Source organism: Psychrobacter sp. Pi2-1, assembly GCF_904846645.1.
In the GTDB taxonomy this organism is placed as follows: Bacteria; Pseudomonadota; Gammaproteobacteria; order Pseudomonadales; family Moraxellaceae; genus Psychrobacter.
The window spans coordinates 1-23556 of the sequence record NZ_CAJHBO010000024.1 but is presented as its reverse complement, the minus strand read 5'-3'; the positions used below and the strand labels follow the sequence as shown (position 1 = coordinate 23556).

Sequence of the window (23556 nt, the reverse complement as noted above, 5' to 3'; positions counted from 1 at the left end):
GCTCTGGTGTTATGAAACTTACGGTAATAATTTTTTATTAGGGAATCTGTTGATTGATTTCAACATTAACCTGAGTCTGTTCAGCGCTAATCACTATAGGATTACCCGATAAGTCGCCTGACTCTGCTATGGCATTACCGCTATGACTAATACGAGCAACGACTGCTAACTGAGTTTTGTCACTACGAGCTGAATTTAACGTGCGATCTGGCATCATCGCATCAAGATTGCTTAAGCGGATACTAGCCTCACCTTGCTTGATAATACTAATGGGTAAACGTTTGGCGGCAAACGGTGGACCTCCTTTAACGTCACGTATCGCAACAAACAACACATCATCAGCTTTCACTAACGGTAATAAATTAGCGTTAATTTTCACTGTCACGTCAATACCTTCTAGCGCTTGCTTTTCTTGCGTGCTAACGTAGTTGCTTAACTCATCTAAGCTTGCTAAAGCTTTAGTATGATCACCTGGTTTGGCCACAATGCTGCCTTGTAAGCGTTTAATCCAACCTTGCGCTTGGGCAAAGTTACTACTACGAGTCTCACCCATTGCCATGAGCATTTGAGCCCGTTCATGCTGCGGATTCTTAGCTAATATAGCTTGTAATACACGGCGAATATTGGCGTCTAACTGACCTTCATTAACGAAAAAGCTAGTCTGAGCATAAGTGGTGGCGATTTCTTCATTTTCAGGAGCTAAACGATAGGCACGAGATAAGGCTTCCAGCGCAGAATCAGTTGCCTCCATAGATAAGAAAAGCTCGGATAGGCGCATCCAGCGATTAGGATCATCAGCATTACGATGAACATTGGTTTGCATGGCGCTAATCAGTTGACGACCATCTTCAAACGCCCATGATGGCGGCTTGTCAATTTTAGCTGTCAATAGGTCGTCAGCCACTTGTCCTACTTTGTCCTCAGCTGTCCACAAATCAAACACGGGCGTACGATTGCCTATTAGTAAATACGCCATTGCAGCCAATATTGGGATCCAAGCTGCGACAATTAAACGGCTTTTGACATCAGGGGTGACCATCGGCGTGACTTCACGCTGGGCATCCAATAGCTGACGCTCCAGTTCCAGCTTTTGATTTTGATAATGGCTATTATTAATAGTACCGCTGTCTTTATCTGTTTGTAGCTCAGCTAAACGTTCGCGAAATACTGCAACATTAATATCTAGCAGTTGATTGTCTATTGGTTTGGACTGCAAACGCGGTGCTCGTAGCCATGGCATAATAGCAATTAGCGCAAATATAAGAGCAATCAGCAAGCTTAGAGCTACAAATAAGCCAAAAGTAGAAAATAGAGTCATTTTTTGTCCTCTATGCTAGTAATATCGTGGTCGACATTCTCAGCTTGCGATAATAGACGATCAAGCTCAGCCTTTTCCGCAGAGGTCAAGGCAGCAGTACTGTTCACTGTAACGCCGTTTTGGCCACGGGCGACAACTTGGCGGCGTTTACTTTGCCAAAACCACCCTATCAATAATACGATCAGTAGCAATGGCGGAAAAAACCATAAAATCCATGTCGATGGACGTACAGGCGGCTTGTAGCTGATAAAATCGCCGTAGCGCTCTTGCATATAATCCCGGATTTCCGCATCACTACGTCTGTCTTTAATCAAATCATAGACTTTTTGCTTTAAGTCTTGGGCAATCGGCGCATCAGAACCTGCCAAGTTTTGGTTTTGGCATTTCGGGCAACGTAGCTCTTCGATTAGCCCTCGATATTGGGCTTCTTGTTGTGCAGAGTCAAAATCATATACCTCTATCGCCGCATAGCTGGTCACACTTAGGAGACAGGCAAGTATTAAGCTCGCTACTTTTATCGTAACGGCCTTTATTGAACGGGCTATCATTTGCACACCTCTTCAACCTGAATCGCATCTGGACTGACGTTATTATCATTGGCATCATTGAGTACCGTTAAGCAAGGCTCAATACGATCTTGCCAGTTACTCTCGTTAATCTCACCAACAATGTGCTGGCGAATAACGCCTTCACCATCGACAGTGAAAGTCTCAGGCGCACCCGTCAACCCTAAGTCCAAGGCAAACTGGCCGGACAAATCCTGAATAGACATCGAAAAGGGATCACCGCCTCGGTTGAGATAGCTGAGCGCATCACCGATATCGTCTTTATAATTCACGCCAACCAGATTGACACCACGCTCCTCTAGCTGCATCAAAAAAGGATGCTCAATAACGCAAGTTGGGCACCAAGAGCCCCAAATATTCATCAAAAAGGGCTCATCAGGTAAGTTGTCATTGGTCATGATCCGACTGGTATCGGACAACAATGGCAGCTCAAACGCTGGTACTGGGCGTTCAAGCGCGGTATTGGTTACGATTTCAGTCGGCTGCCCCAAACGAAAATAAAGCATAACCATAACAGCAGCAAAGATGATCAGCGGGATCAAAAACCATATTCTAATTTGGCTTTTTTTCATTGTTCGATTACCTTTTGTTTCAGGGGGTTGCTCGGAAAAATGATTAGACTTAGTCATTTTGCTTCTCCCCTATTAGTGTCGTGTTATTAGTAGTGCTTTTAACATCTAAATCAGTAACCGTCGTAAAGCCTGACTTACTCGCTGCAATTTGTGCAGGGGTCTTGGATGTTTTGAGACGATAGCGCCTATCAAGCATACTCAGCAGACCACCCAATGCCATAATAATAGCGCCGAGCCATATCCAACGAATTAATGGTTTTACATAAATCCTTAATGCCCATTGGTTACTACCATCGGCAATAGGTTCGCCCAGTGCGACATAAACATCGCGCATAAGACTGGGGTCAATAGCAGCTTCAGTTGTTGGCATCGTGCTGATAATATAAGTACGCTTTTCTGGAGTCAGTTTCGCCACTTCACGACCGTCTTTGGATACCACCACTTGCGCTTGCGTTGCATCAAAGTTACTACCCTTTATTTCAAAAAATTCAGTTACTTCAAAATCGTAACCTTGAACATTGACTGTATCGCCAATACCCATTGCTACGTCACGCTCAATACTCAGGCTACTAGTAAAGGCTATGCCAATGACAGCAACCAATACGCCAATATGAGCAGTCTGTTGACCCCAATAGCTCAGACGCAACTGCCGCAAACCGTTAAAAAGATTAGGCGCATTCTTAGTTTTATCTTTAAAATCAACTGCCATCCATAGCAGTGCCCAAAAGCTAACGGCTAAAGTCACACCAATATTAAGCATAGACGATGGATTAACAAAGTAAGTAATAATGGCGGCTAATACTAAGCTACTAACGGCGATGACCATGCCTATACCCAGTAGTGGACGGGTGTCTTTTTTCCAGCGAATATTTGAGCCCATACCCATAGCTATTAATAACAGCCACGTTAAAGGTACAAATAATGCATTAAAATAAGGAGGGCCAACGGACACTTGTCCTAAACCAAAAGCATCAGCGATAATAGGGTAAAGGGTGCCGAGCAGCACCACTAAGGTTGCAATCAAAATGATGGCGTTGTTGATCACTAAAAAGGACTCACGTGAAATCAGCTGATATTGACTTTCAACGGTTAAACGCCAACCTCGAACGGCAAACATTAATAGACCACTACCGATGATAATGCCAAGAATAGCTAAGATAACCAAACCACGCGTCGGATCAGCGGCAAACGAATGCACTGAGGTAAGGACTCCAGAGCGTACCAGGAACGTGCCAAGCAAGCTTAAGGCAAAGGCGAAAATAGCCAGCATGATGGTCCATGCTTTAAACACCCCGCGCTTTTCAGTGACTGCTAATGAATGCAGCAATGCTAAGCCGACAAGCCAAGGCATAAACGAGGCATTCTCTACCGGATCCCAAAACCACCAACCGCCCCAGCCAAGCTCGTAGTAGGCCCACCACGAGCCCAGTGCAATACCAATGGTCAAAAATCCCCAAGCCGCGAGCGCCCATGGACGTGACCAGCGTGTCCAAGCAGCATCTAAACGCCCTTCCCACAATGCCGCCATACAAAATGCAAAAGGTACTACCATACCCACATAGCCCATATATAACATGGGCGGATGAATAATCAGACCGAAATCTTGTAGGACAGGATTTAAATCAGCGCCATCGACCGCTAGATTGGGTAAGGTACGCTCAAACGGTGACGAGGTAAATATCAGCATCGTTAGCATCATTAACTGTACACCGGCCAAAATAACTAATACCCGCGCACGCATTGATAACGGCAAGCCGCGACTAAAGTATGATACCAGTGCACACCATGTGGCCATGATGGTCATCCATAGCAGCAAAGAGCCCTCGTGTCCGCCCCATGTCGCCGATAACTTATAGTACCAAGGCAACAGCGTATTAGAATGCTGCGCGACGTAACTGAGGCTAAAATCATTATAATAAAAACCTGCTATCAAAGCGCCAAATGACGTTATCATGGCGGCAAACTGTGCCCAAGCTAGGCTAGGGGCTAGTCGTTGCCAAGCAACTTGGTTACGAATAACACCAATAGTTGGCAGAATTACCTGCAATAACGCCAGTACAAAAGCGGTAAGCAAGGCAAAATAGCCCAATTCTGTAATCAACATACGGTCTAACCTTATTTACTCTAATGCGGTTGCAGTTTACTGTGGCGGTGGAATTTTTATTATTAGAACCCACCCCGAAATCTGCTGCTATCTCTAGTTTTTAATTGATTTCGAAGGGTTTTATTTAACTACTTTAGGCGGATTTACCAGTGGAGGCGCGCCTTTAAAGCGCAGTAAACGTAACGCATTAAGAGTAACGATCACTGTTGCTCCAGCATCAGCTAGAACCGCAATCCATAGTCCAGTAATGCCGAATATGGTCGTGATCAGAAAGACGCCTTTGAGACCTAAAGCGAAAATGACGTTCTGATGAATGTTGCGCATGGTGGCACGTGAAAGTGCGATGAGATGAGCCATGTCCGTAACACGACTTTTTAATAATGCGATATCGGCCGTCTCAATGGCCACATCGGTACCACCACCCATCGCGATGCCAACATCGGCAGTTGCTAGCGCTGGCGCATCGTTAATACCATCACCAACCATCGCTATTTTGCGGTTGTTCTTCATCTCGTTAAGCAGGCGCAGTTTGTCCTCAGGCAACAGCTCAGCTTCCCATTCCACGTCTAAATTACTGGCAAGTGCTTGAGCGGTTAAGCGGTTGTCGCCTGTTAGCATGACGGAGCGCACACCCATCGCTTTGAGCTGAGCCACACCTTCATGAGCGTCGTCTCGTAATTCGTCTCTTAGCGCGATTAATCCAAGCACTTCACGGTTTTGCTCATCGAAAAGAACAGAGACGGTCTTACCCTCATTTTGCAGCGCCTCAATTTGCGCCTGTTGTGTGGATGAAATCAATGCCTCATCGGCTGCGTAAACAGGCGAACCGATAGCTAGCGCGCGCTCCGCGACAGTTGCGTGTACCGCTTTACCGGCAGTTGCAGAAGTATTGAAGGCCACAGGTATGAACACTTTAGCAGCTTCAGCATGACTAACAATGGCTTCAGCAAGCGGGTGACTAGAACCAGTCTCCACACTGGCAAAAAGTGCCAATATCTCATCTTGACCTTGAGAATTCTGACCTTGAATACTTGAGTCCTCTTGTGTAAAGGCAACAACATCGGTCACGCGTGGTTTGCCTTCAGTTAAAGTGCCTGTCTTGTCAAAAGCGACCGTCTTCACTTGGCCGATAGTTTCTAAAGCACTACCGCCTTTGATCAGCAAGCCACGGCGCGCACCAACAGCAAGACCAGAGGCGATGGCAGCGGGTGTTGATAGTACAAGAGCACAGGGACAGGCAATCAGCAACAGTGCTAGACCGCGATACAACCAAGTCGACCAATCTCCACCCATGGCTAACGGTGGAATGATAATAATTAGTGCGGCAATAGCCATCACTGCGGGTGTGTAATAGCGACTGAATTTCTCAATAAAACGGGCAGTGGGTGCTTTGGAGGCTTGGGCTTGCTCTACCAGCTCAATAATGCGCGAAATGGTGTTATCGGCGGCTGTCTTTTCTACGCGCACTTGGAGCACACCATCGATGTTAATTGACCCTGCAAATACATTGTCACCCATCGTCTTGGCAACAGGAACAGACTCTCCCGTCACGGGCGAATCATCAAGGCTGGACGCACCTTGAACAATGGAACCATCAGCAGATACCCTATCTCCAGGACGCACCAGCACAAGGTCATTCACTTGTAATGAAGTCGCTGGAACGTTACGCTGCCCACCTTGAGCATCAAGTAAAATTGCACTTTTCGGAACCAGCGATGATAAGGCTCTGATGCCAGCGCGAGCGCGATCAGCAGCGATACTCTCAAACAGTTCACCGATTGAGAACAAAAAGACAACCGCTGCGGCCTCTTCAGCTTCACCAATGATAAGTGCGCCAAGCACGGCGACGGACATCAGCGTTTCAATTGAAAAGAATGAACCTGTTTTAGCCAGTGCTAAGGCTTTGCGCGCAAATGGAAAAACGCCTACAATCACAGCGATGGCAAACACCCATATCCCATAAGCGGGCAACAGTAGTGACAGTGCATAACCGCTGCCCATCAAAATACCGAGGCCAACAACCTGTTTGCCTTTTTGAGTTTGCCACCATTGCTTATCCTGCGGAGCCATCTGATTGTCGCTGTCAATATCAATAGCCGATACAGTTTGTTGACCAGTATTGGCAGAGATGCCGAACCCTAGGCTTTTGATTGTTTTTTCGATATCACTAGCCTGAGTCGGCGCACCAGGGGCTAAATTTAGCTCTAGCGTTTCTGTAGCGAAATTCAGCTGAACATCAGAAACCCCAGGCATACGTTTCAAAGCTGTTTCAATCTTGCCGATGCAACTGGCACAGTCCATACCTTCAATATGATATTTCATAATAATTTACCCTTTGAATAATGATATTATGAACCCTATAGTGGCTTTAGAGTCAAGGTTATTTATCTACAGTTTCGTAATTTTAATTTCTCTAGCGCTAGTCTTTACAGCCACTTTAATTATTTAAATCATAGAGGTTGTTATGACAATCAAAATTGGTGAGCTCGCTAAACGCACAGGTGCCACAGTAGAAACCATTCGCTATTATGAAAAAGAGCGTTTATTACCCGAGCCTTTTCGTAGCGAAGGGAATTATCGTTTATATAATGAAGAGCACATTGAGCGTCTACAATTTATCCTACATTGCCGTACGCTCGATATGGCTTTAGATGATGTGCGAATCTTACTTGAATACTGGGAGTCGCCTGACAAGGACTGCGGCGATGTGAATAACTTGCTAGATGAGCACATTCATGCTGTGGAAATACGAATGGAAGAACTGATGCACTTAAAGCATCACTTGACCGTTTTGCGCCAGAAATGTGCAAGTAGTGCACCAGCGTCATCATGTGGCATTTTAAACGCGCTTGTCGATAACTCCTGTCATGAGTAATGATATCAGTAGTGTTCATTTCTGACGGATCAAATCATGAAAGGTTAAATACGCCCTGATGTTAAGCACAAAAAAACCCAGCAATGATATTAAGATCACTAGGGCGTGTTGAACATTGGGTATAAATTAATGGCAAAAAAAATAGCGAACGGTTAATCTTTAAGTTCTCACACAAAAAAGATATCGTTCGCTATGCCTCGCACTATGCTCAAAGATGAACACTGGACAAGACTGAAACCTATATTACTAGAACTTAATATCTATGACAAAGGAAATCTTAGACAAACGGTTGAAGGCGTGCTTTATCGCATGCGTGTTGGCTGTCCTTGGTGCGACTTACCCGAGTGTTTTGGCAAGCCCAATACCATCTATAAAGCTTACCAGCGCTGGTTTCGTAGTAATAAGCTGATTACGCTGTTTGCTTTATTAATCAAAGACGCAGACCTTGAGTGGGTCTTCATTGATGGTACTCATATTAAAGCGCATCAGCACAGCAGTGGTGGCAATGAGAACCTACAATCCATTAGTAAAAGTGTGGCAGGACGCGCGACCAAGATTCACTTGGCAGTAGATGCGCATGGCAATCCGATTACCTTTATCTTGTCAGATGGCACGACCCACGATGTTAAAGTCGCACCTGACTTAGTAGACAAAGTTAATTTGAGCAACACAGAGGTTTTATGTGCCGATAAAGGCTATGATTCTGATGCACTACGAGCGCATATTGAACAAGCAGGGACACGGGATAACATCCCTCGAAAACGAAATACTCAGTCTTCTAACGACCATATGGACTGGGACTTATATAAAGCGAGGCATCTAGTAGAAAATGCTTTCGCCAAACTAAAACAGTATAGGGCGGTTGCCACCAGGTTTGATAAGCTCAAGCAAAGTTATGAAAATACGGTCGCTCTTGCTTGTGCTTATATCTGGCTCAAATTATGAATGTTCAACACGCCCTAGTCAGTTCAAAATAACATGGTGATAAATTGAAGAGTGCTACTGGAATGAATGTTGCGCAGCCTCTGTAATAACAGCATGCAAGGAAAATTTATACCAGTAGCACGATGTCATTTTTGCAGTGAATCGACTATAGCTTACTGGCTGCATTTTTACCTCGTCGTTACAGCTTCTAATACTCGACTATGTTAGATTTATCATTAATCCTTGAAGTTATTTACCATAAGTCTTAATAAATTTGAGTAACGTTATGAGTCAAGAAGATGCCAGTCATAAGCAAAATAAGCATTTGCCTCCAAGTGAGCCTATTGATGTCTATAAAAACAACGATAGTAACTATACTGCTGGCAATCAAGACGCTCATGATCATGACACTCACCTAGAGCAAAACACCGCACCAAGAGATACCAAAGGCTATCAGCGTACGTTACTGATTAGCTTTGTGATCATCACAGGCTATATGTTTATCGAGGCGATTGGTGGCTTACTGACAGGCAGCTTGGCGTTACTCTCTGATGCAGGACACATGCTCAGCGACGCCATCGCCCTTGGTGCGACGTTGATGGCATTTAAAATCGGCGAAAAAGCCGCCACCCATCAAAAGACCTTTGGCTATAAACGCTTTGAGATTATCGTGGCCACCGTCAATGGTGCGACGCTAGTAATTATCGCCTTGATGATTTTTTATGAAGCGATCAAACGCCTTAACTCACCGCCTGAGATTGCTACCCAAGGTATGCTAATCGTCGCCACCATCGGTATGCTGGTTAATATCTTGGTCGCTTGGCTGATGCATCGTGGTAGTAGCGGCAGCGATGGACACACCCACAGCCATGGAGCAAATGCAGACAAAGTAAATAAAGAAAAAGCAAATAAAAGCAATGATTCCAAAGAGCCTGTCAACCTCAATATGCAAAGCGCTTACTTGCATGTATTAAGTGATTTGATGGGCTCTGTCGCCGCGATCATCGCCGCTTTACTGATGATGGGGTTTGGCTGGGTTTGGGCCGATGCCGCAGCGTCGGTGATCGTCGCGGTACTTATCTTAGTAAGTGGTTACCGCGTTGTACGTGATTCGGTACATGTCTTGATGGAGGGCACGCCAGAAGGCATATCGCTGGTAGATGTGGAAGACAAGCTGCTTGCCCATCCACAAGTAAAACAAGTCCACGACCTGCATATTTGGAGCATCACCAGCGGGCTAAATGCGCTATCTTGCCATGTGATGGTCGATGGGGATATGAGAATCTCGGATGCCAGCGTATTGATTGCCAATCTTGAGCAAGGGTTGCTTGCGCTTGGTATTCATCACGCCACCATTCAGGTTGAAAGCTTGTCACACCCGCAGACCAGCGCCCATAGCGATGCATTGGTCTGCGACATATCAGAGCAGCAAAGCTCTGCGAATAACCATATCGGGCACAGTCACTAGTCACTAGGGCGTGTTGAACCTTCAACCATGGCACTGACAGAGACTATTTGTGAATGTTCAACACGCCCTACTGGGTTGGAGGAAATAACAACTATGTTGTGCTGACTTAGAAAGTCTTATTTATCATTCATAGCAAGGTAGATATTACGATCTGATGCGGATGCGTCATCCACGTATTTTGAATCGCGCCATGTCGTATAAGCATAGACACCACTGTATGGGCTGATGCTGTTCTGACGGAAGTCAGAAATCCAATTTGTACCATCGAAAATTTGAATATGGCCATGTGGACGCTTTGATGAGCGATCATAGACAATAACATCACCTACTTGGGTTGGCATATCATTGCTGATTTTGCTGAAACCTGCTTTCTCAAGTGTGCCACGAGTAGCGTACTGATAGGCTGAAGGATTTGGAGTGAACTCATAACCAGCTGATTGTAGTGCTTTACGTACGTAACGGGCACAATATCCAGAGCTGCCAGATAAAGCCACTTTTGAGGCGCGAGCAGCAGCGATAGCGGGGGCTGAATTGCTGTCAGGAACCTTATTGACTTGCTGCTGTTGTTTTTCAGCGTATAAGCGGCTGTTTAATGATGAAAGCTGATTCTCTTTTTGCTTGGCCTGCGCACTTAGGTTGCTAATTGCTTGACTAATTTCATCATTATTAGAAACATAAGCACCACTTTTGGTGCTATAGATGTTTTTTGATGAACCGTAGTTTGATGCCACAGAAGTATTGGTGATGGTATTATTTGTTTGAGAGATTGTGATAGCAGCACCACTCGTTTGTGCTATGCCCATACCCAGTACTGACAAAATCAATAAAGCCTGTTTCATAAATCTAATACCTACGGTTAATTCAAAATCGTCTGTTATCAACAACAGCGCAGTCAATTAAATCTCAATAACTCAAGTATATATATGTCATAGTGACTGATACTTCTGCTGCATATTATTCATATAAAAAATGATTATTGGCGATCACAGCTCATTGAAGTCTTACGAAGCTGTTACAAATCAAGCTGCTGACCAAAACACAAAGCCGACTTTAGCATAGGTTGTTTAGCCTGTCATTCCCCTTAAAAACCCCAAAAATACTTTTTTGATGTCGAAAAAATTGCTAATATCCCACATTTTACAATGTAAGTTTGTGTAACATGTACAGAATATAGCTGACTAGATTGACCACAATTTCTACTGTTTTATAAGCAAAAAAACGTCTGAGGGTTAAATCTATAATTTAGATTTAACCCTCAGACGTTTTTCTATTGGATGAAGTAATTACCCTATATAGGGTCTAACTAATTATTAAGATAATATAATAATTTATAATATTAATATAGATGCTAATTCCCTACTAGCTTATGTAATATTACGTAATTGTTTCGATACATCCTGTATATTCTTGTATTAACCCTTAGTCATTTATCTATTTTAAGGGTTAATAACCGATAAATTCGCTTACATTGTCATCAAAAGTTACAAATTCAAAGTTATTTTTAATTTTAAAGTCGCAATAGCTAATGAATTTTTTGATGAAGAATCATTTTATAAGCAATAGAACAGTCTTATACCTACCTCATTTACTTTTAACGCTAACACTATAATCAAAGTATTCTTAACTGCTAACACACTATAATTGCTGCTCTACCGATTCAATATCAGCATAAACTTGGGTTGTCCCGTCTTTATTGAGCTGCATAACCTGATAGGGCATGAATTTATTTTGATACTCCATACCTGGGCTACCAATAGGCATGCCAGGTACGGCAAGACCCATAGCTTGTACTGGCGGATTTTCTAAAAACTGCGCCATATATTTAGCGGGTACATGACCTTCAAAGACGTAACCATCCGTAGTGACTACAGTATGGCAAGAACGCATTTCATTTGGAACGCTGTAGCGCTCTTTAAATACGGCTAAGTCCGCAACATCTTGCGCGGTTGCACTTAGACCATTATCTTCTGCATGACTTATCCATTCTTTACAGCAGCCGCAATTGGCATCTTTATAGACAGTGGCTGATACGTTTTTTAGTAAGTCTGGTTTACTTACTGATGTCATCATAGAATTATTTATAACGTTTGGTTCAGCTGTCTTTGGAACAGCCAAAACATCTTCAGTTGATGCCGATGTTGTGCTTGCATCAGATACGCCACTACTCGGTTGGCTACAAGCAAATAGTGATGAGGCAGCCAGTAATAATAACGTACTACGCAACCCCTTAGACAGATAACGATTGCATATAAGACTGGATTTTATTTTTAAGGGGGGCATAGTGCTTTCTCATGTACTGTAGGTATTGTGAGCTATAGAAGATCAAGTAACACTTCATATCGTTTGGTAATGTAGCATAATAACCCATTAAACGGAGTACATAAATTCATCCATTGAGCAGTGCAGGCTGGTATCATAAGCAGTTTTTATTTTAAAATACTGCCTGTAGTATTAACGGCTCTATCTAAGTTTTGGATTTTGATTAAAAATTCAAGGCTCATAATTTTGGATAATTTGCGATGCGCCTGTCTACTATTAATCTACAAAAGCGTTTGAGTACTCACTTAAATCAATTACCGCTATCGCTTACGCTAGTAGCAGCATGGCTTGCAGGAGCTATTTTTTTATTTTCGCTAGCGCCTTATGGGTTTTGGCCGCTAGCAATAGTATCACCAGCGATTTTATATGCGCTGTTGGTGACAAGTATGAGTGGTCGTCGCGCTTTTATTATCGGTGAAGCTTACGGTATGGGGCTATGGTGCGTCGGCGGCTTTTGGCTCTATACTGCTATCCATGATTATAGCGATACACCAACGTGGCTCGCATTGATTATGATTGCATTGATGGGTCTCGGTATGGGACTATTTCATGGATTGTTAGCACTAGTCTTTAACCGTATGGTAGGCAAACAACCCTTTTCATTTGCTGCTCTTTGGGTGCTACAAGAATGGTTAAAAACTTGGTTATTCACAGGCTTTCCGTGGCTGTTTGTTGGTTATGCATTTACTGAAGAGTATTGGTTATCGTCCTTAGCACCCGTTGCTGGTGTTTTTTCCGTCTCTTTTGTTGCCATACTATTGGCTGCAAGTTTAGTAGAGCTACTGCTTCGGCGCAGTAGTTATGCCATCGTTTCTGTACTGTTATTAGCCATTAGCACATCATTATGGCTGGTCAATCCGCAATGGACAAAACCTAAGGGCACACCTGATCTGTCAGTGTCATTGATTCAAGGTAATATTTCACAAGATATAAAGTGGCTGACTAAGTATCAAGTAGAAACGCTAAAGATTTATGCGAAGTTAACACGCACTGAGTGGGGACGTGATGTTGTGGTGTGGCCTGAATCATCTATTCCTATGTTTCAGGATGAGGCTGCGGGCTTTATTAGTGAAATGATAGAAATGGCTAATGCGACCAATACGACATGGATAACTGGTATCCCTTATAAGGATAAAGCGGCATTCAATGCCAGTACGGATAAGTATCCCCCATTTTACAATAGCGTGATTGCTCGAGGTGTAGAAGCGGAAGGCCTATACAAGAAGCAGCGTCTAGTGCCTTTTGGAGAGTATATTCCATTTGAAGGCGTGCTCGATATTTTCCCAAGTTTGGCCGGTAGTCAGGATATTAAGAACTATAGTCGTGGTAGTGATCAGCAGTCACCTCTAAAGGTGCGTGGACACAATATAGGGACGGCTATCTGTTATGAGGTAGCTTATCCAGATACCACGCGTAAAAATGCCATCGATACTGAATTTTTGTTGACCGTCTCTAACGATGCCTGGTTTGGCACTTCAGCAGGACCATTGCAACATTTGCAAATGGTACAAATGCGCGCGCTTGAGAACGGGCGCTGGTTTATTCGAGCGACCAATACTGGTGTTACCGCTATCATTAACCATAAAGGTCGTATTGTAAAACGCGCACCGCAGTTTGAGCGTACTGTACTACGTGGTGAGATACAGGCACGGGTTGGTAACACGCCCTTTATGCTTATGGGAAATTATCCTATCTTGATAATAATAACCTTGTTATTACTACTAAGCTATTTTGGCAAAGGTCTAACCACACTTAGAAGACGAGGGTAATAGTAAACTTAATCATAATAATTTAATCAGTGTAAGTTTTTTATTTTTTCTAGGTAACGTCCTAACGCACGTAAATATAAAAGTTTTAAACTATTGACCCCTGCCGTCAAATCCGTATACATAAACTTGGGAGATTTTAATTACGCAGCCTGACGATAATAATCAAACCACACCTGTCTTGGCGATTGATAGCCCAAACCCTTTTGAATCCTCGTCTGATTGTAGTACAGCTCGATATAACTGATAATATCATTGATGGCTGTGAACCTTGTTTTATAGTCTTGATGATATACCAGCTCATTCTTTAATGTGCCCCAGAAGCTTTCTATCGGAGCGTTATCGAAACAGTTGCCTTTGCCGCTCATTGAGCCTATAAATTGATGCTGCTTAATGGTCTTGTGGTAGGCGTGACTGCAATACTGACTGCCTCTGTCTGAATGAACGATTAGCCCTTTGCTTGGACGTTTATTCTTGATGGCCATATTTAGTGCTTTGCAAACTAAATCTGCGGTCATACGCTTGTTAATAGCGTAACCGACAAGCTCTTTGGTGTATAAGTCTTTGACCCCTGCTAAGTACAGCCAACCCTCATTCGTCCAGATATAGGTGATGTCGCTGACCCACGACTCGTTAGGGCGCTTAGCATCAAACTTCTGATCCAGTACGTTTGGATAGACCAGCTTGTTGTGATTGGAGTCGGTGGTGACTTTAAAGCGCTTATGACGACGACATTTAATGCCGTGTTGCTCTTTGATGCTTCTTACCATATACAGGCTAATGTTATGGCCTTGCTCGCTTAGATGAGCATGCAGTCGATCTGCGCCATAACGTTCTTTCGTTTCATTGTGAGCCGCTTTAACCAGTAATTCAGACTGGTTGCGATGTATCTGTTGGTCGCTGAGATCACGACTTAGCCAGTCGTAATAGCTTGATGGCTTAACCCTTAACACACGGCACATAGTGGTGATGCGAAAGAGGAACTGGTTGTCTTTGATAAAGGCGTACCTGACTAGCTGTTTCTCGCGAAGTACGCCGTCGCCAACTCGAGCATAGCTCTCCCCTTGCGTCGGGGCGAAGCAGTGCTTCGCTTTATCCCTCCTCATTTAGTATTTCGCGTTCCTCTTCAGCCACTTTGAGCTGCCGCTTGAGCTGCTTTATTTCTTGAAGAGCACTCATAAGATCAGGATCGTATTGCTTTGTGCCGACAAGCTTGCCTTGATTGGCTTTGTTATGCCAATTTGATAGCGTTTGCATGGCAATGCCAAGCTGCTTTGCAGTGGCTGAGATATTGCCATTATTGTCTGATATCTTCTTGACGGCCTCGGCTTTAAATTCGTCACTGTAGGTTCTTACTTTCTTGGTCATGGTAAACTCCTGTCAATACGCTTAGTTTACCAAGTTTATCTCTACGGTTTCTTCAGCATAGCTCACCATGATTTTGTATCCCTTAATAGTATATTGTAGTATGTTGTATATAATATAACCCCAGTTCGGGATAAGGGCTCAAAAAAAAAATAAAAAAAGAAGTCCGAAGTTGCTAAAGTAAGTTTACCAAGACAAACTTCACAACAAGGACTTCTTACATGGACAACCTAACCGAACTATACTGCCATATTGACGACTTTCATCAGCAATTCAAACCTGAGTTTGACGCTCATTTAATCGCAACGGGACACCAAAGGTTAAGAGCATGCCAGATAAGTGTAGCAGAGATTATGACCATCTTGATACTGTTTCATCAATTACGTTATCGACAGTTTAAGGCGTTTTACTACCATCACATGCTTGGCATGATGAAACGGGAGTTTCCAAATCTGCCGAGCTACTCGCGATTTATAGAGCTTATACCGCGCAGTATCATACCACTGTGCAGCTACTTGCAAAGCATGATGGGCGACTGTACGGGTATCAGCTATATTGATTCAACCAAGATAGCAGTTTGTCATAACAAGCGTATCTACCGTCATAAAGTCTTTAAGGGACTTGCAACCCGAGGCAAAAGCAGCATGGGCTGGTTCTATGGCTTTAAGCTGCACGCCATTATCAATCATAAGGGCGAGCTTGTATCTGTTAAAGTCACTGCGGGTAATACGGATGACAGAGTGCCTGTTAAGGATATGGCAACGCCGTTATTTGGTAAGCTGTTTGGTGATAGAGGATACATCAGTAAAGCACTAAACGCGTGGCTCACAAAACACAGTGATACTAGGCTGATAACGAAACTTCGGCGTAATATGAAACCCCAATTACTTGAGCCTATGGATGAGGCACTACTCAATCATCGCTCTTTGGTTGAAACGGTGTTTGGGGAGCTTAAAAACTTGTGTCAGATTGAGCATTCACGCCATCGTAGTGTCACGGGGTTTATCACAAACTTGCTGTCAGGTTTAATTGCTTATTGCTGGTTTCCCTATAAACCCACCATCAAAAATATGCCTCAGCAGGGACAGGTAGCAACATTGTAAATAGTATCAATGAGTTATAATGTGGCTTATCCCGAACTGGGGTTGTAAATAGACAAGTCCATACAGACAGTGAATTGGTCAATTCGAATATTGGAAATAATAGGTAGCCCTTCATGTCCCTTAAGAGCGCAGAAAAGTCTCCGTCATTAACGCAAAATAAATCGTCGAAAAAATCTTATCTGTTGGCGTTCGCTTTCAGCGCGGGTTCATTATTGACAGGGCTAGCAGCGACTGGGCTGACGGCCGTGCCAGTGGCATCGCAAGCGGCAGGATTGGGCGATTTATTTAGCAGTGATAAAAGCGCGACCCAACCGAAATTTTTGCCTGTTGATGAAGCGTTTCAGGTCAGTAGCAGTAGTAAACCTGTCAATAATGGCACGCGCTTAGCCATTAACTTTGACATTACGCCTGAGCACTATGTTTATAAAGACCAAATTAAGCTAACGTTGCCTGCTGGCGTGAGCGCTGCACCTTTTAGCTTTAGCCAAAAGCCTATCTCCATAGATGATCCGACCTTTGGTCAAGTATTGGTCTTTGACCAAGCCAATATGGTTGCTAGCACCGTTTTGAGCAGTAGTAATGGCAAGGCGATAAATAATGCCGCTGTAACGATAGGTTGGCAAGGCTGTGCCAAAGCAGGACTTTGTTATCCACCGGAGAAAATAAAAACCACGGTCAAAATTGCTGCGTCACAATCGGCAGCCAATAGTTCAAGTAGCACTGCTACAGTTTCTGCGAGCAATAACAGCAATGCAGAAACTGCGCAAGCATCTACAGAGGCGACTGATACTGATCGTCTTGCTACAGAGCAAACTACGCCAGATGACGAGGTGATTGATTACGCTTTGTTAGATGATGAAGCATTAGATGCAGAGCTTGGTACTAGCAATACCATCTCTGGTGCCGATGAAGAAGTTGTAGGCGACAATGTCACAAGTAATATGCCAGCAAACGATAGCGCTACAACTGCAACAAACAATACCGTTGTCGTTGATAACGCCATTAATAGTGACCCTTTTGGCTTAGCTTCGCATCCGTGGTTGGCATTGGTGTTATTGTTCTTGGCAGGGTTGGTCTTGGCATTGACGCCATGCGTGTTACCGATGCTACCGATTGTTGCCAATATCGTCGCGCGTGAAGACAATCCAACGGTAAAACGCGGTGTTATTTTAACGACCAGCTACGCTATTGGTGTTGCCATCGCTTATGGTATTTTAGGCGCGGTCATTGCGGTATTTGGCGAATCGTTAGGCATTATCGGTTGGCTACAAAATCCGATTATTTTAATTGGGTTTGCCATCGTTTTTGTCTTATTAGCCCTTTATATGTTGGGCGTATTTAGCATTCGTCTGCCGAGATTTATCAGTAGTAAAATGCAGGGTCTAAGCCAAGCGGGGGATAGCAAACTTGGTAGTACGGGTGGCAGTTTAATTGCGGGATTCTTATCGGCGCTCGTGGTATCGCCATGCGTTTCGGCACCCTTATTTGGGGCGCTGCTTGCTGTATCAACGATTGGAAGTCCGCTCCTTGGCTTTGCCGCTTTATTTATGCTCGGTTTTGGTTTATCGGCGCCGCTTATCTTAATTGGCGCGACCCAAGGTAAAATCATGCCAAAAGCAGGCGAGTGGATGAATTGGGTCAAGCAGGGCTTTGCTTTGTTGCTTTTTGCCGTGGCATTGTTATTAATTGAACGCGTCTTTATCTCGCCTGTGATGCTGATGGTTTGGGCGCTGTGGTTTATGGTCGTGGCGATGTGGGCGTGGAGCTGGCTAGGCAAAGGTCGGATGCTGACCCAAGCGCTAGGCTTAATCGCTGGTATTTGGGCGACGTGTTTAATCGTCGGCGCCGCATTGGGCAATGACGACAGCTTGCATCCGCTCGCGTCATTAAGCGCCGCGCCGGTGATGCAGACGACTGCTGATCAACCAGCCATGAGTAATGCAACAGATAAAACTGTTACTACGCTTGCTGAGTTAGATGCCATTGTCGCCGCCAATCCTAAAGTGCTGGTCGATGTCACCGCCGAATGGTGTATTGCATGCCGGATTATGGAGAAAAACTTATTTCATAATCGCCCTGCGCAAATGCAAGATTGGCAATTGGTCAGACTTGATATCACGGAGACTACGGCTGATTCAAAAGCAATCTTAGCGCGTTATAAACTATTTGGTCCGCCAGCATTGCTGTATTATCAAGACGGGCAATTGGTCAATCAGCAAGTGGGTGAAATCGGGCGCGCAGCGTTTGAGCAAACCTTAACCGCGCTAAATTAATCGTTTAAATGTAGATAAATTCCACATCATTTCTACCCATTAAAAAGACAACGTCCTTTGATAATAGGACGTTGTCTTTTTCAATCTTACTAAATAGCCTTTTTAACATAGACGCTAAATCCTTGGTTTAGCATTATTTATTACTACTTACCTTATTATTTACATCAGTATTTGCTCGCAATAACGCTAGTATAGTGCCCTTATTTTCATTACAATAAAGCAACATTGCTAAAGGCGCATTACCACGAGTAATGGCTACCTTGCACGTCCATATTTATTGATTTTCTTTAGGGCGTGTCATCAATTAAGCCAAACGACACAAGAAACTAAGTGAATGGCACTAAGGAAATGACTGGCTAACTTATCATAGCGAGTGGCAATCGCACGATACTGCTTAATCTTGGCAAAGAAGTTCTCTATTAGGTGCCTCGCTTTATAAAGCTCTTTATCGAAGTCTCTTGGCTGCAGCCGATGACACTTAGATGGTATAACTGCATTACCTTGCACTGCTTTAATCGGTTCAATAACGCGGGCATCAGCATCGTAAGCTTTATCGGCAAGCCACGTTTGGCTAATACTGACATCAAGCAATTCATCTGAGCCACACAGGTCATGAGCTGCCCCACCTGTTAGATAAAAGCCAGTAGGATTGCCTAATGCATCTGTTCGAGTATGTATTTTAGTCTTCAGTCCACCTTTGCTGCGTCCAATGGCTTGATCCCTTTTTTTCCAGCACTGTGCTGGTGGGCTTTAACAATCGTGGCATCTAGCATGGCATATTCGTCATCGGATTGTTCAGAGAGTTGATTAAAAACCTGCTTCCATACGCCTTTTTTTGACCAGCGACTAAAACGAGTATGAATCACTCTGAAGTCGCCAAAGCGTTCAGGTAGGTCACGCCAAGGTATGCCGGTCTTGTAACGGTACAGAACCGCTTCTACGAACAAGCGGTTATCCTTTGCAGTAACACCAACGTCACTTGGTTTACCAGGTAGAATGTCTTTAATTCTCTCCCATTGGTCATCACGTAGGGCATGTCGTCTTGTCATAGTCATTGAGCTCAAATTCCTAAATACGATCTAAGTATAGCTTATTCTGAAATATCTATGCTAATTGATGACACGCCCTAGTATGGCATACTTATTTTATCTCAAATTACTTTATAGATATTTTAGATAAAATCTCATGTCCACTAATATAAAGTTCATTAGACATGCACATCTCACTCCATCCTTTCCAGTAACTATTAGCTTTCTTTGAATACATTGACCTATCCCAAATATCTTCAATCCAAGAATTGTGACGATACTTATCAATTACTTTGATCGGATTTTGTTTGGCCCAAATTAATTCGTTAAAGTCTGGTTCTGAAACTATTGCTCCTCTGATCTTTGAGATATGGTACTTACAAAGATACTTTAATGTTAAGGATAGGAGCGCTCTGTCTTCAGAGCCACCTATACCTACTTTGTCACTGACATGCACACGAGAGTCTAGAACCAAACCATGCCAACTATCGTAATGCTTGATAATAACTAGTTCACCGTTTTCAGTATTGTTCCGAGCAAACCAGACCAACTTAACCTCATCTTCATTATTACCTTTTAATAAGCTTCTAGCATTCTCTTCAATATCATAACCAAACTCAAATGTTTCTTTTGCGAAAGGCCTTCCTTCATCATGAACGAGCCAATTCTTTTGGCATCCAAAGTATGTGGCTAATTTTTCTAATTCGTTAAACGATGGCTCTTTTCGCCCTTCAAACCAATCCTCAGTAACGCCCACACTATTGTATCCCAGGGCCTCAGCAACTCTAGAAATACTTGGGGTATGAAAACTATCAGTTGCCTTAGCTTCACTCAAGAGGAAATTTAGTTTGCCAGATAGTAGATTTAAGCGATCGCTACGTAAATGAGCATCAAAAAAACTCTTTAAATCGTCGATAGCTTCGATATAACTTCCTTCTTGACCTTCAAAAGATTTTTCTAGTCGATACTGTGCCTCGGCATTAATTGAACGTCCACTAACTTTTGAGGCATCGGAGATCAGGGCTTTCAATTCAGTAGGAATTCTTAAATTAAACTGCACATTTTTTGACATTTTAAAGCCCAAATAGAATATTGAATTTAAAACAAATAATATTACCATAAGGAACTTGCGGCAATGATAGCATAATGCTATCATATTATGTAACAAACCCTAAAGAGGTAAATACATGTCAAATCAGAAGGTTCAGATGAACGTCCGGGTACCTAAAGAACTTAAGAATTTTGCCATAAATGATGCAAAGAACCAGTTCCATTCGTTATCTCAATATATAGAAAAGCTTATGTTTAAAGCCAAAGAACTCAGTGAACTAGAAAAGAGATGAAACCTTCTCTTAAAGACCTTTTTGACTCTAATGCAAAAGTAATTTATCTAAGACGGTTTAGATTGCAGAATGCAAATTGGTCAAAGACTGCTCAGGCTAATGATTACGATTACACTTTTAGCTCTTTAGCTAACTCAGATTATCACTTCAGAATGCCTGTTATCATTCAATCAGATGGTTTACCTTGGAAAATAGGTAACCTATATCTCATGGGACAACTAGACACTCCTGCGCTTTCAAATATGAAAACGTTATCCGCAAGAGCTATCCACCTAAAATACTATCTACAGTACCTAGAACATAGTAACCAACACTTTTTAGACTTACCTACCCAGTATCAGCAAAGAGTTCCTCGCAAATTCAAAGCTTTTTTACAGGCTGTAATAGAACAGCACGACTTTAGCTCTCAATACATTAATAACATTCTGTCCTCTGTTGCTCATTTCTATAATTATATACAGCATCAATCATTCGTATCTCAGTCTGATATAGAGAATAAGCCCTTTAGAGAAAGGAAGGTTTCTATACCTATTCATAATAATGTAGGAATAATGAGGAATATTAGTGTTATTACAAATGATCTCAAGCTAAGAAGCAGCAGAAAACCCTTACCATCACTAGGTAAGTTGAGAGATGGAGGCAGTCTGCGTCCTTTAAGCTCTGAAGAACAAGAAATTATTTTCAGGGCATTTGATAAAAACTATGCGTCAATAGAGTTAGAGCTAATGATAAGAATAGCTCTCGGAACAGGAGCTAGACAACAAAGCGTATGCACTCTCTCTATTGCTTGTATCAAAACTGCTCTCCACTACTTAGAACAAAATGCTGATTCAAATTATGCCGTGATAAATACTGGATATAAATACAGAACAGATTCAAAGGGTGGGCGACTAAACCGCTTAATGTTTTCACGTAACCTAATTGATCATTTAGCAACATATATAGATTGCGAAAGAGCGGAACATAGAAGACAAAATATAAACAGCTTTTATGCAAATACTGACGATAACTATGTGTTTTTAACTCGAACTGGAAACCCCTATTTAACTGCTGAAAGAGAAATTATAGATCGTAATCGTAACAACCCTAAACCAGTTTGGAACACTGAAGCGCCCGTTATGGTACCTAAAAACGGCCAATCTTTAAGAAATGAATTAAAAAAATTCATTTCCAAGGTTCAAAAATTTGAACCAAGTCTTCAAAATTTTTCATTCCATGATTTGCGTGCTACCTATGGGATGAATATCGTAAGAAACCTTAGAGCTAAGGAATACCCTGATTCTAAGATATTTGATCATGTCAGACAAAGGTTAAACCATAGAAGCCTAACAACCACTGAGGCCTATCTAAAATTCGACTCGGAAGTAAAAGAATTCAATGATATACAAGATACGTTCGGCGTAACATTTGATAAGGGCGAATATAATGTCTAATTCTTTCAATGACAGGCAGCTTATTGAGATAAGCACTAAGCAAATAGAAGATATCGTTGATCCTCAATACACAGTAATTGTAGGTTCAAGAGCTGATGGTGTGTCCTTTAAAGTCGATATTGGTAGAGTCTGCTATACCAATAGAGAGAACGATTCTGGTCATTCCCGAGATAAAACTAAGAGCTATATTACGGGCCTAGTTGATGAATCAACATTGTCTATAGAACGTGTAGAATGGTTGAGAAGGTACCTTAGGGAAATCCTTCAAAAAGGGTTGAGAGATGAAACGGTGCGAGGTTACCTTCATAATTTAAGATATTTTTTTGATTTTTGTGATTTTGAAGGCTCTAAGCCTCTTACTTTAGATGATTTAGCATCTAATTATAAATATTATCAAATTAATCTCTATCAAAAGGCGCGTTTAAGTGGTGCAAAATCTATAAGCACTACAACTCTTTATGACAAGCTAAATACTGCAAGAGATTTCATAAAAATCGCTTATAACTTATCTGATATCGATATACTTAGTATTATTCCCAAGCATCGTCATATGGGGCATAACAGTAAAGAAAGAGACTCCTCATTAGAAGACTTCAAAAACTTCTTACAAACCTGCATTACATACTTTAATGAATTCTCATACGCCATATTAAATAAAATCTACCCTATACCTATTACTTTAGCAAAATCATCAAGTAATGATTATTATTGGGATTCAACTAGAAAATATGGCATAAAGAAACTACCTAATTGCTTCTACAATAGTGGTGAACCCTTACCCTTTAATGAGGTAAAAAATGCTTTATCAAATTATTATAATTGTGAGCATACTAAGAAAGATTTCTATAAAAACACATTAATAAACAACAGAAATACATGGATCAATGAGAATTTAGACTCTAGAAAAATTTATGCTTATAACCTATGTACATATTGCTTTTATTACATTTACCTTTCTTTCACTGCTGCTAATATATAACCAATCCCACTTAAAAGTGTTATAAACTAATTATCAAACCTAATTGCTATCATAAAGACCATGACTTACTCATTAGATTTTCGTAAACAAGTACTAAAAAGCTTAGACGAGGGTATGACC

Annotated in this window: 16 protein-coding genes and 2 pseudogenes; 8 read left to right on the top strand and 10 right to left on the bottom strand. The window is 42.4% G+C overall.

Going from position 1 to position 23556, the window contains the following annotated elements:
* Positions 1–37: 37 nt before the first annotated feature.
* From ccmI to JMX91_RS11670, 5 genes are all read right to left on the bottom strand, one after another.
* Positions 38–1318: a c-type cytochrome biogenesis protein CcmI gene (gene ccmI / locus JMX91_RS11690; protein WP_201549283.1), complete on the bottom strand. Its 1281-nt coding sequence runs from the start codon at positions 1316–1318 to the stop codon at positions 38–40.
* On the bottom strand, positions 1315–1866 hold the full coding sequence (locus JMX91_RS11685) for a cytochrome c-type biogenesis protein (protein WP_191114791.1): 552 nt from the start codon (positions 1864–1866) through the stop codon (positions 1315–1317). The genes ccmI and JMX91_RS11685 overlap by 4 nt, the downstream gene beginning before the upstream one ends.
* Positions 1863–2513 (bottom strand): DsbE family thiol:disulfide interchange protein, encoded by a 651-nt coding sequence (locus JMX91_RS11680; protein ID WP_058025866.1) that lies wholly within the window; start codon positions 2511–2513, stop codon positions 1863–1865. The genes JMX91_RS11685 and JMX91_RS11680 overlap by 4 nt, the downstream gene beginning before the upstream one ends.
* Positions 2506–4560 carry a heme lyase CcmF/NrfE family subunit gene (locus tag JMX91_RS11675; protein WP_105244429.1) on the bottom strand — a complete coding sequence of 685 codons (2055 nt, stop codon included), beginning with the start codon at positions 4558–4560 and terminating at the stop codon, positions 2506–2508. The genes JMX91_RS11680 and JMX91_RS11675 overlap by 8 nt, the downstream gene beginning before the upstream one ends.
* A 120-nt stretch (positions 4561–4680) precedes the next feature.
* Positions 4681–6882, bottom strand: a complete 2202-nt coding sequence (locus JMX91_RS11670) for a heavy metal translocating P-type ATPase (protein ID WP_201549280.1) — start codon at positions 6880–6882, stop codon at positions 4681–4683.
* Positions 6883–7024: 142 nt separating this feature from the next.
* On the opposite strand from JMX91_RS11670, the gene cadR reads away from it, so the two are divergent.
* The 3 genes from cadR to JMX91_RS11655 all read left to right on the top strand — a co-directional run bounded on the left by cadR (position 7025) and on the right by JMX91_RS11655 (position 9827).
* On the top strand, positions 7025–7435 hold the full coding sequence (gene cadR / locus JMX91_RS11665; protein ID WP_007394845.1) for a Cd(II)/Pb(II)-responsive transcriptional regulator: 411 nt from the start codon (positions 7025–7027) through the stop codon (positions 7433–7435).
* 192 nt (positions 7436–7627) lie between these two features.
* Positions 7628–8380, top strand: coding sequence for an IS5 family transposase (locus JMX91_RS11660; protein WP_191114789.1), 753 nt, complete (start codon positions 7628–7630; stop codon positions 8378–8380).
* A gap of 265 nt (positions 8381–8645) precedes the next feature.
* Positions 8646–9827, top strand: coding sequence for a cation diffusion facilitator family transporter (locus JMX91_RS11655; protein ID WP_077448184.1), 1182 nt, complete (start codon positions 8646–8648; stop codon positions 9825–9827).
* Between the two features lie 116 nt (positions 9828–9943).
* Here the strand turns inward: JMX91_RS11655 and JMX91_RS11650 are convergent, their stop codons facing one another.
* Both JMX91_RS11650 and JMX91_RS11645 read right to left on the bottom strand, forming a co-directional pair.
* The gene (locus tag JMX91_RS11650; protein WP_068405068.1) at positions 9944–10666 is read right to left on the bottom strand and encodes a CHAP domain-containing protein; all 723 of its coding nucleotides are present in this window, start codon (positions 10664–10666) and stop codon (positions 9944–9946) included.
* A 796-nt stretch (positions 10667–11462) separates the two neighbouring features.
* Entirely contained in the window at positions 11463–12107 is a 645-nt protein-coding gene (locus JMX91_RS11645) for a DUF411 domain-containing protein (RefSeq protein ID WP_007394850.1), read from the bottom strand.
* A 239-nt stretch (positions 12108–12346) separates the two neighbouring features.
* Between JMX91_RS11645 and lnt the strand changes: the two genes are divergently transcribed.
* Positions 12347–13915, top strand: coding sequence for an apolipoprotein N-acyltransferase (gene lnt, locus JMX91_RS11640; RefSeq protein ID WP_077449698.1), 1569 nt, complete (start codon positions 12347–12349; stop codon positions 13913–13915).
* 140 nt (positions 13916–14055) lie between these two features.
* On the opposite strand, the pseudogene JMX91_RS11635 reads toward lnt, so the two are convergent.
* Positions 14056–15280: pseudogene (locus JMX91_RS11635) on the bottom strand (IS3 family transposase).
* 218 nt (positions 15281–15498) lie between these two features.
* On the opposite strand from JMX91_RS11635, the gene JMX91_RS11630 reads away from it, so the two are divergent.
* Together JMX91_RS11630 and JMX91_RS11625 are read left to right on the top strand one after the other, a co-directional pair.
* A complete protein-coding gene (locus JMX91_RS11630) occupies positions 15499–16380 on the top strand; it encodes an IS982 family transposase (protein ID WP_201549278.1) in 882 nt (293 codons plus the stop codon).
* Positions 16381–16493: 113 nt separating this feature from the next.
* Complete coding sequence (locus JMX91_RS11625) at positions 16494–18653, top strand: protein-disulfide reductase DsbD domain-containing protein (RefSeq protein ID WP_057758740.1); 2160 nt, start codon at positions 16494–16496, stop codon at positions 18651–18653.
* A 300-nt stretch (positions 18654–18953) separates the two neighbouring features.
* On the opposite strand, the pseudogene JMX91_RS11620 reads toward JMX91_RS11625, so the two are convergent.
* Both JMX91_RS11620 and JMX91_RS11615 read right to left on the bottom strand, forming a co-directional pair.
* A pseudogene (locus tag JMX91_RS11620) lies at positions 18954–19702 on the bottom strand (IS5 family transposase).
* A 106-nt stretch (positions 19703–19808) separates the two neighbouring features.
* Entirely contained in the window at positions 19809–20753 is a 945-nt protein-coding gene (locus JMX91_RS11615) for an Arc family DNA-binding protein (protein WP_057758737.1), read from the bottom strand.
* A 267-nt stretch (positions 20754–21020) separates the two neighbouring features.
* On the opposite strand from JMX91_RS11615, the gene JMX91_RS11610 reads away from it, so the two are divergent.
* Together JMX91_RS11610 and JMX91_RS11605 are read left to right on the top strand one after the other, a co-directional pair.
* Positions 21021–22457 carry a tyrosine-type recombinase/integrase gene (locus JMX91_RS11610; RefSeq protein ID WP_057758735.1) on the top strand — a complete coding sequence of 479 codons (1437 nt, stop codon included), beginning with the start codon at positions 21021–21023 and terminating at the stop codon, positions 22455–22457.
* Positions 22450–23436, top strand: a complete 987-nt coding sequence (locus tag JMX91_RS11605; RefSeq protein ID WP_201549277.1) for a hypothetical protein — start codon at positions 22450–22452, stop codon at positions 23434–23436. The genes JMX91_RS11610 and JMX91_RS11605 overlap by 8 nt, the downstream gene beginning before the upstream one ends.
* Positions 23437–23556 lie beyond the last annotated feature (120 nt).

Bases quoted from the DNA above. Each gene is read 5' to 3' on its own strand.
- JMX91_RS11680 (WP_058025866.1), bottom strand. From the start codon at position 2,513: ATGACTAAGTCTAATCATTTTTCCGAGCAACCCCCTGAAACAAAAGGT.
- JMX91_RS11650 (WP_068405068.1), bottom strand. From the start codon at position 10,666: ATGAAACAGGCTTTATTGATTTTGTCAGTACTGGGTATGGGCATAGCA.
- JMX91_RS11625 (WP_057758740.1), top strand. From the start codon at position 16,494: ATGTCCCTTAAGAGCGCAGAAAAGTCTCCGTCATTAACGCAAAATAAA.
- JMX91_RS11655 (WP_077448184.1), top strand. From the start codon at position 8,646: ATGAGTCAAGAAGATGCCAGTCATAAGCAAAATAAGCATTTGCCTCCA.
- JMX91_RS11605 (WP_201549277.1), top strand. From the start codon at position 22,450: ATGTCTAATTCTTTCAATGACAGGCAGCTTATTGAGATAAGCACTAAG.
- JMX91_RS11660 (WP_191114789.1), top strand. From the start codon at position 7,628: ATGCCTCGCACTATGCTCAAAGATGAACACTGGACAAGACTGAAACCT.
- JMX91_RS11675 (WP_105244429.1), bottom strand. From the start codon at position 4,560: ATGTTGATTACAGAATTGGGCTATTTTGCCTTGCTTACCGCTTTTGTA.
- JMX91_RS11615 (WP_057758737.1), bottom strand. From the start codon at position 20,753: ATGTCAAAAAATGTGCAGTTTAATTTAAGAATTCCTACTGAATTGAAA.
- lnt (WP_077449698.1), top strand. From the start codon at position 12,347: ATGCGCCTGTCTACTATTAATCTACAAAAGCGTTTGAGTACTCACTTA.
- JMX91_RS11670 (WP_201549280.1), bottom strand. From the start codon at position 6,882: ATGAAATATCATATTGAAGGTATGGACTGTGCCAGTTGCATCGGCAAG.
- JMX91_RS11610 (WP_057758735.1), top strand. From the start codon at position 21,021: ATGAAACCTTCTCTTAAAGACCTTTTTGACTCTAATGCAAAAGTAATT.
- JMX91_RS11685 (WP_191114791.1), bottom strand. From the start codon at position 1,866: ATGATAGCCCGTTCAATAAAGGCCGTTACGATAAAAGTAGCGAGCTTA.
- JMX91_RS11645 (WP_007394850.1), bottom strand. From the start codon at position 12,107: ATGCCCCCCTTAAAAATAAAATCCAGTCTTATATGCAATCGTTATCTG.
- cadR (WP_007394845.1), top strand. From the start codon at position 7,025: ATGACAATCAAAATTGGTGAGCTCGCTAAACGCACAGGTGCCACAGTA.
- ccmI (WP_201549283.1), bottom strand. From the start codon at position 1,318: ATGACTCTATTTTCTACTTTTGGCTTATTTGTAGCTCTAAGCTTGCTG.
- JMX91_RS11630 (WP_201549278.1), top strand. From the start codon at position 15,499: ATGGACAACCTAACCGAACTATACTGCCATATTGACGACTTTCATCAG.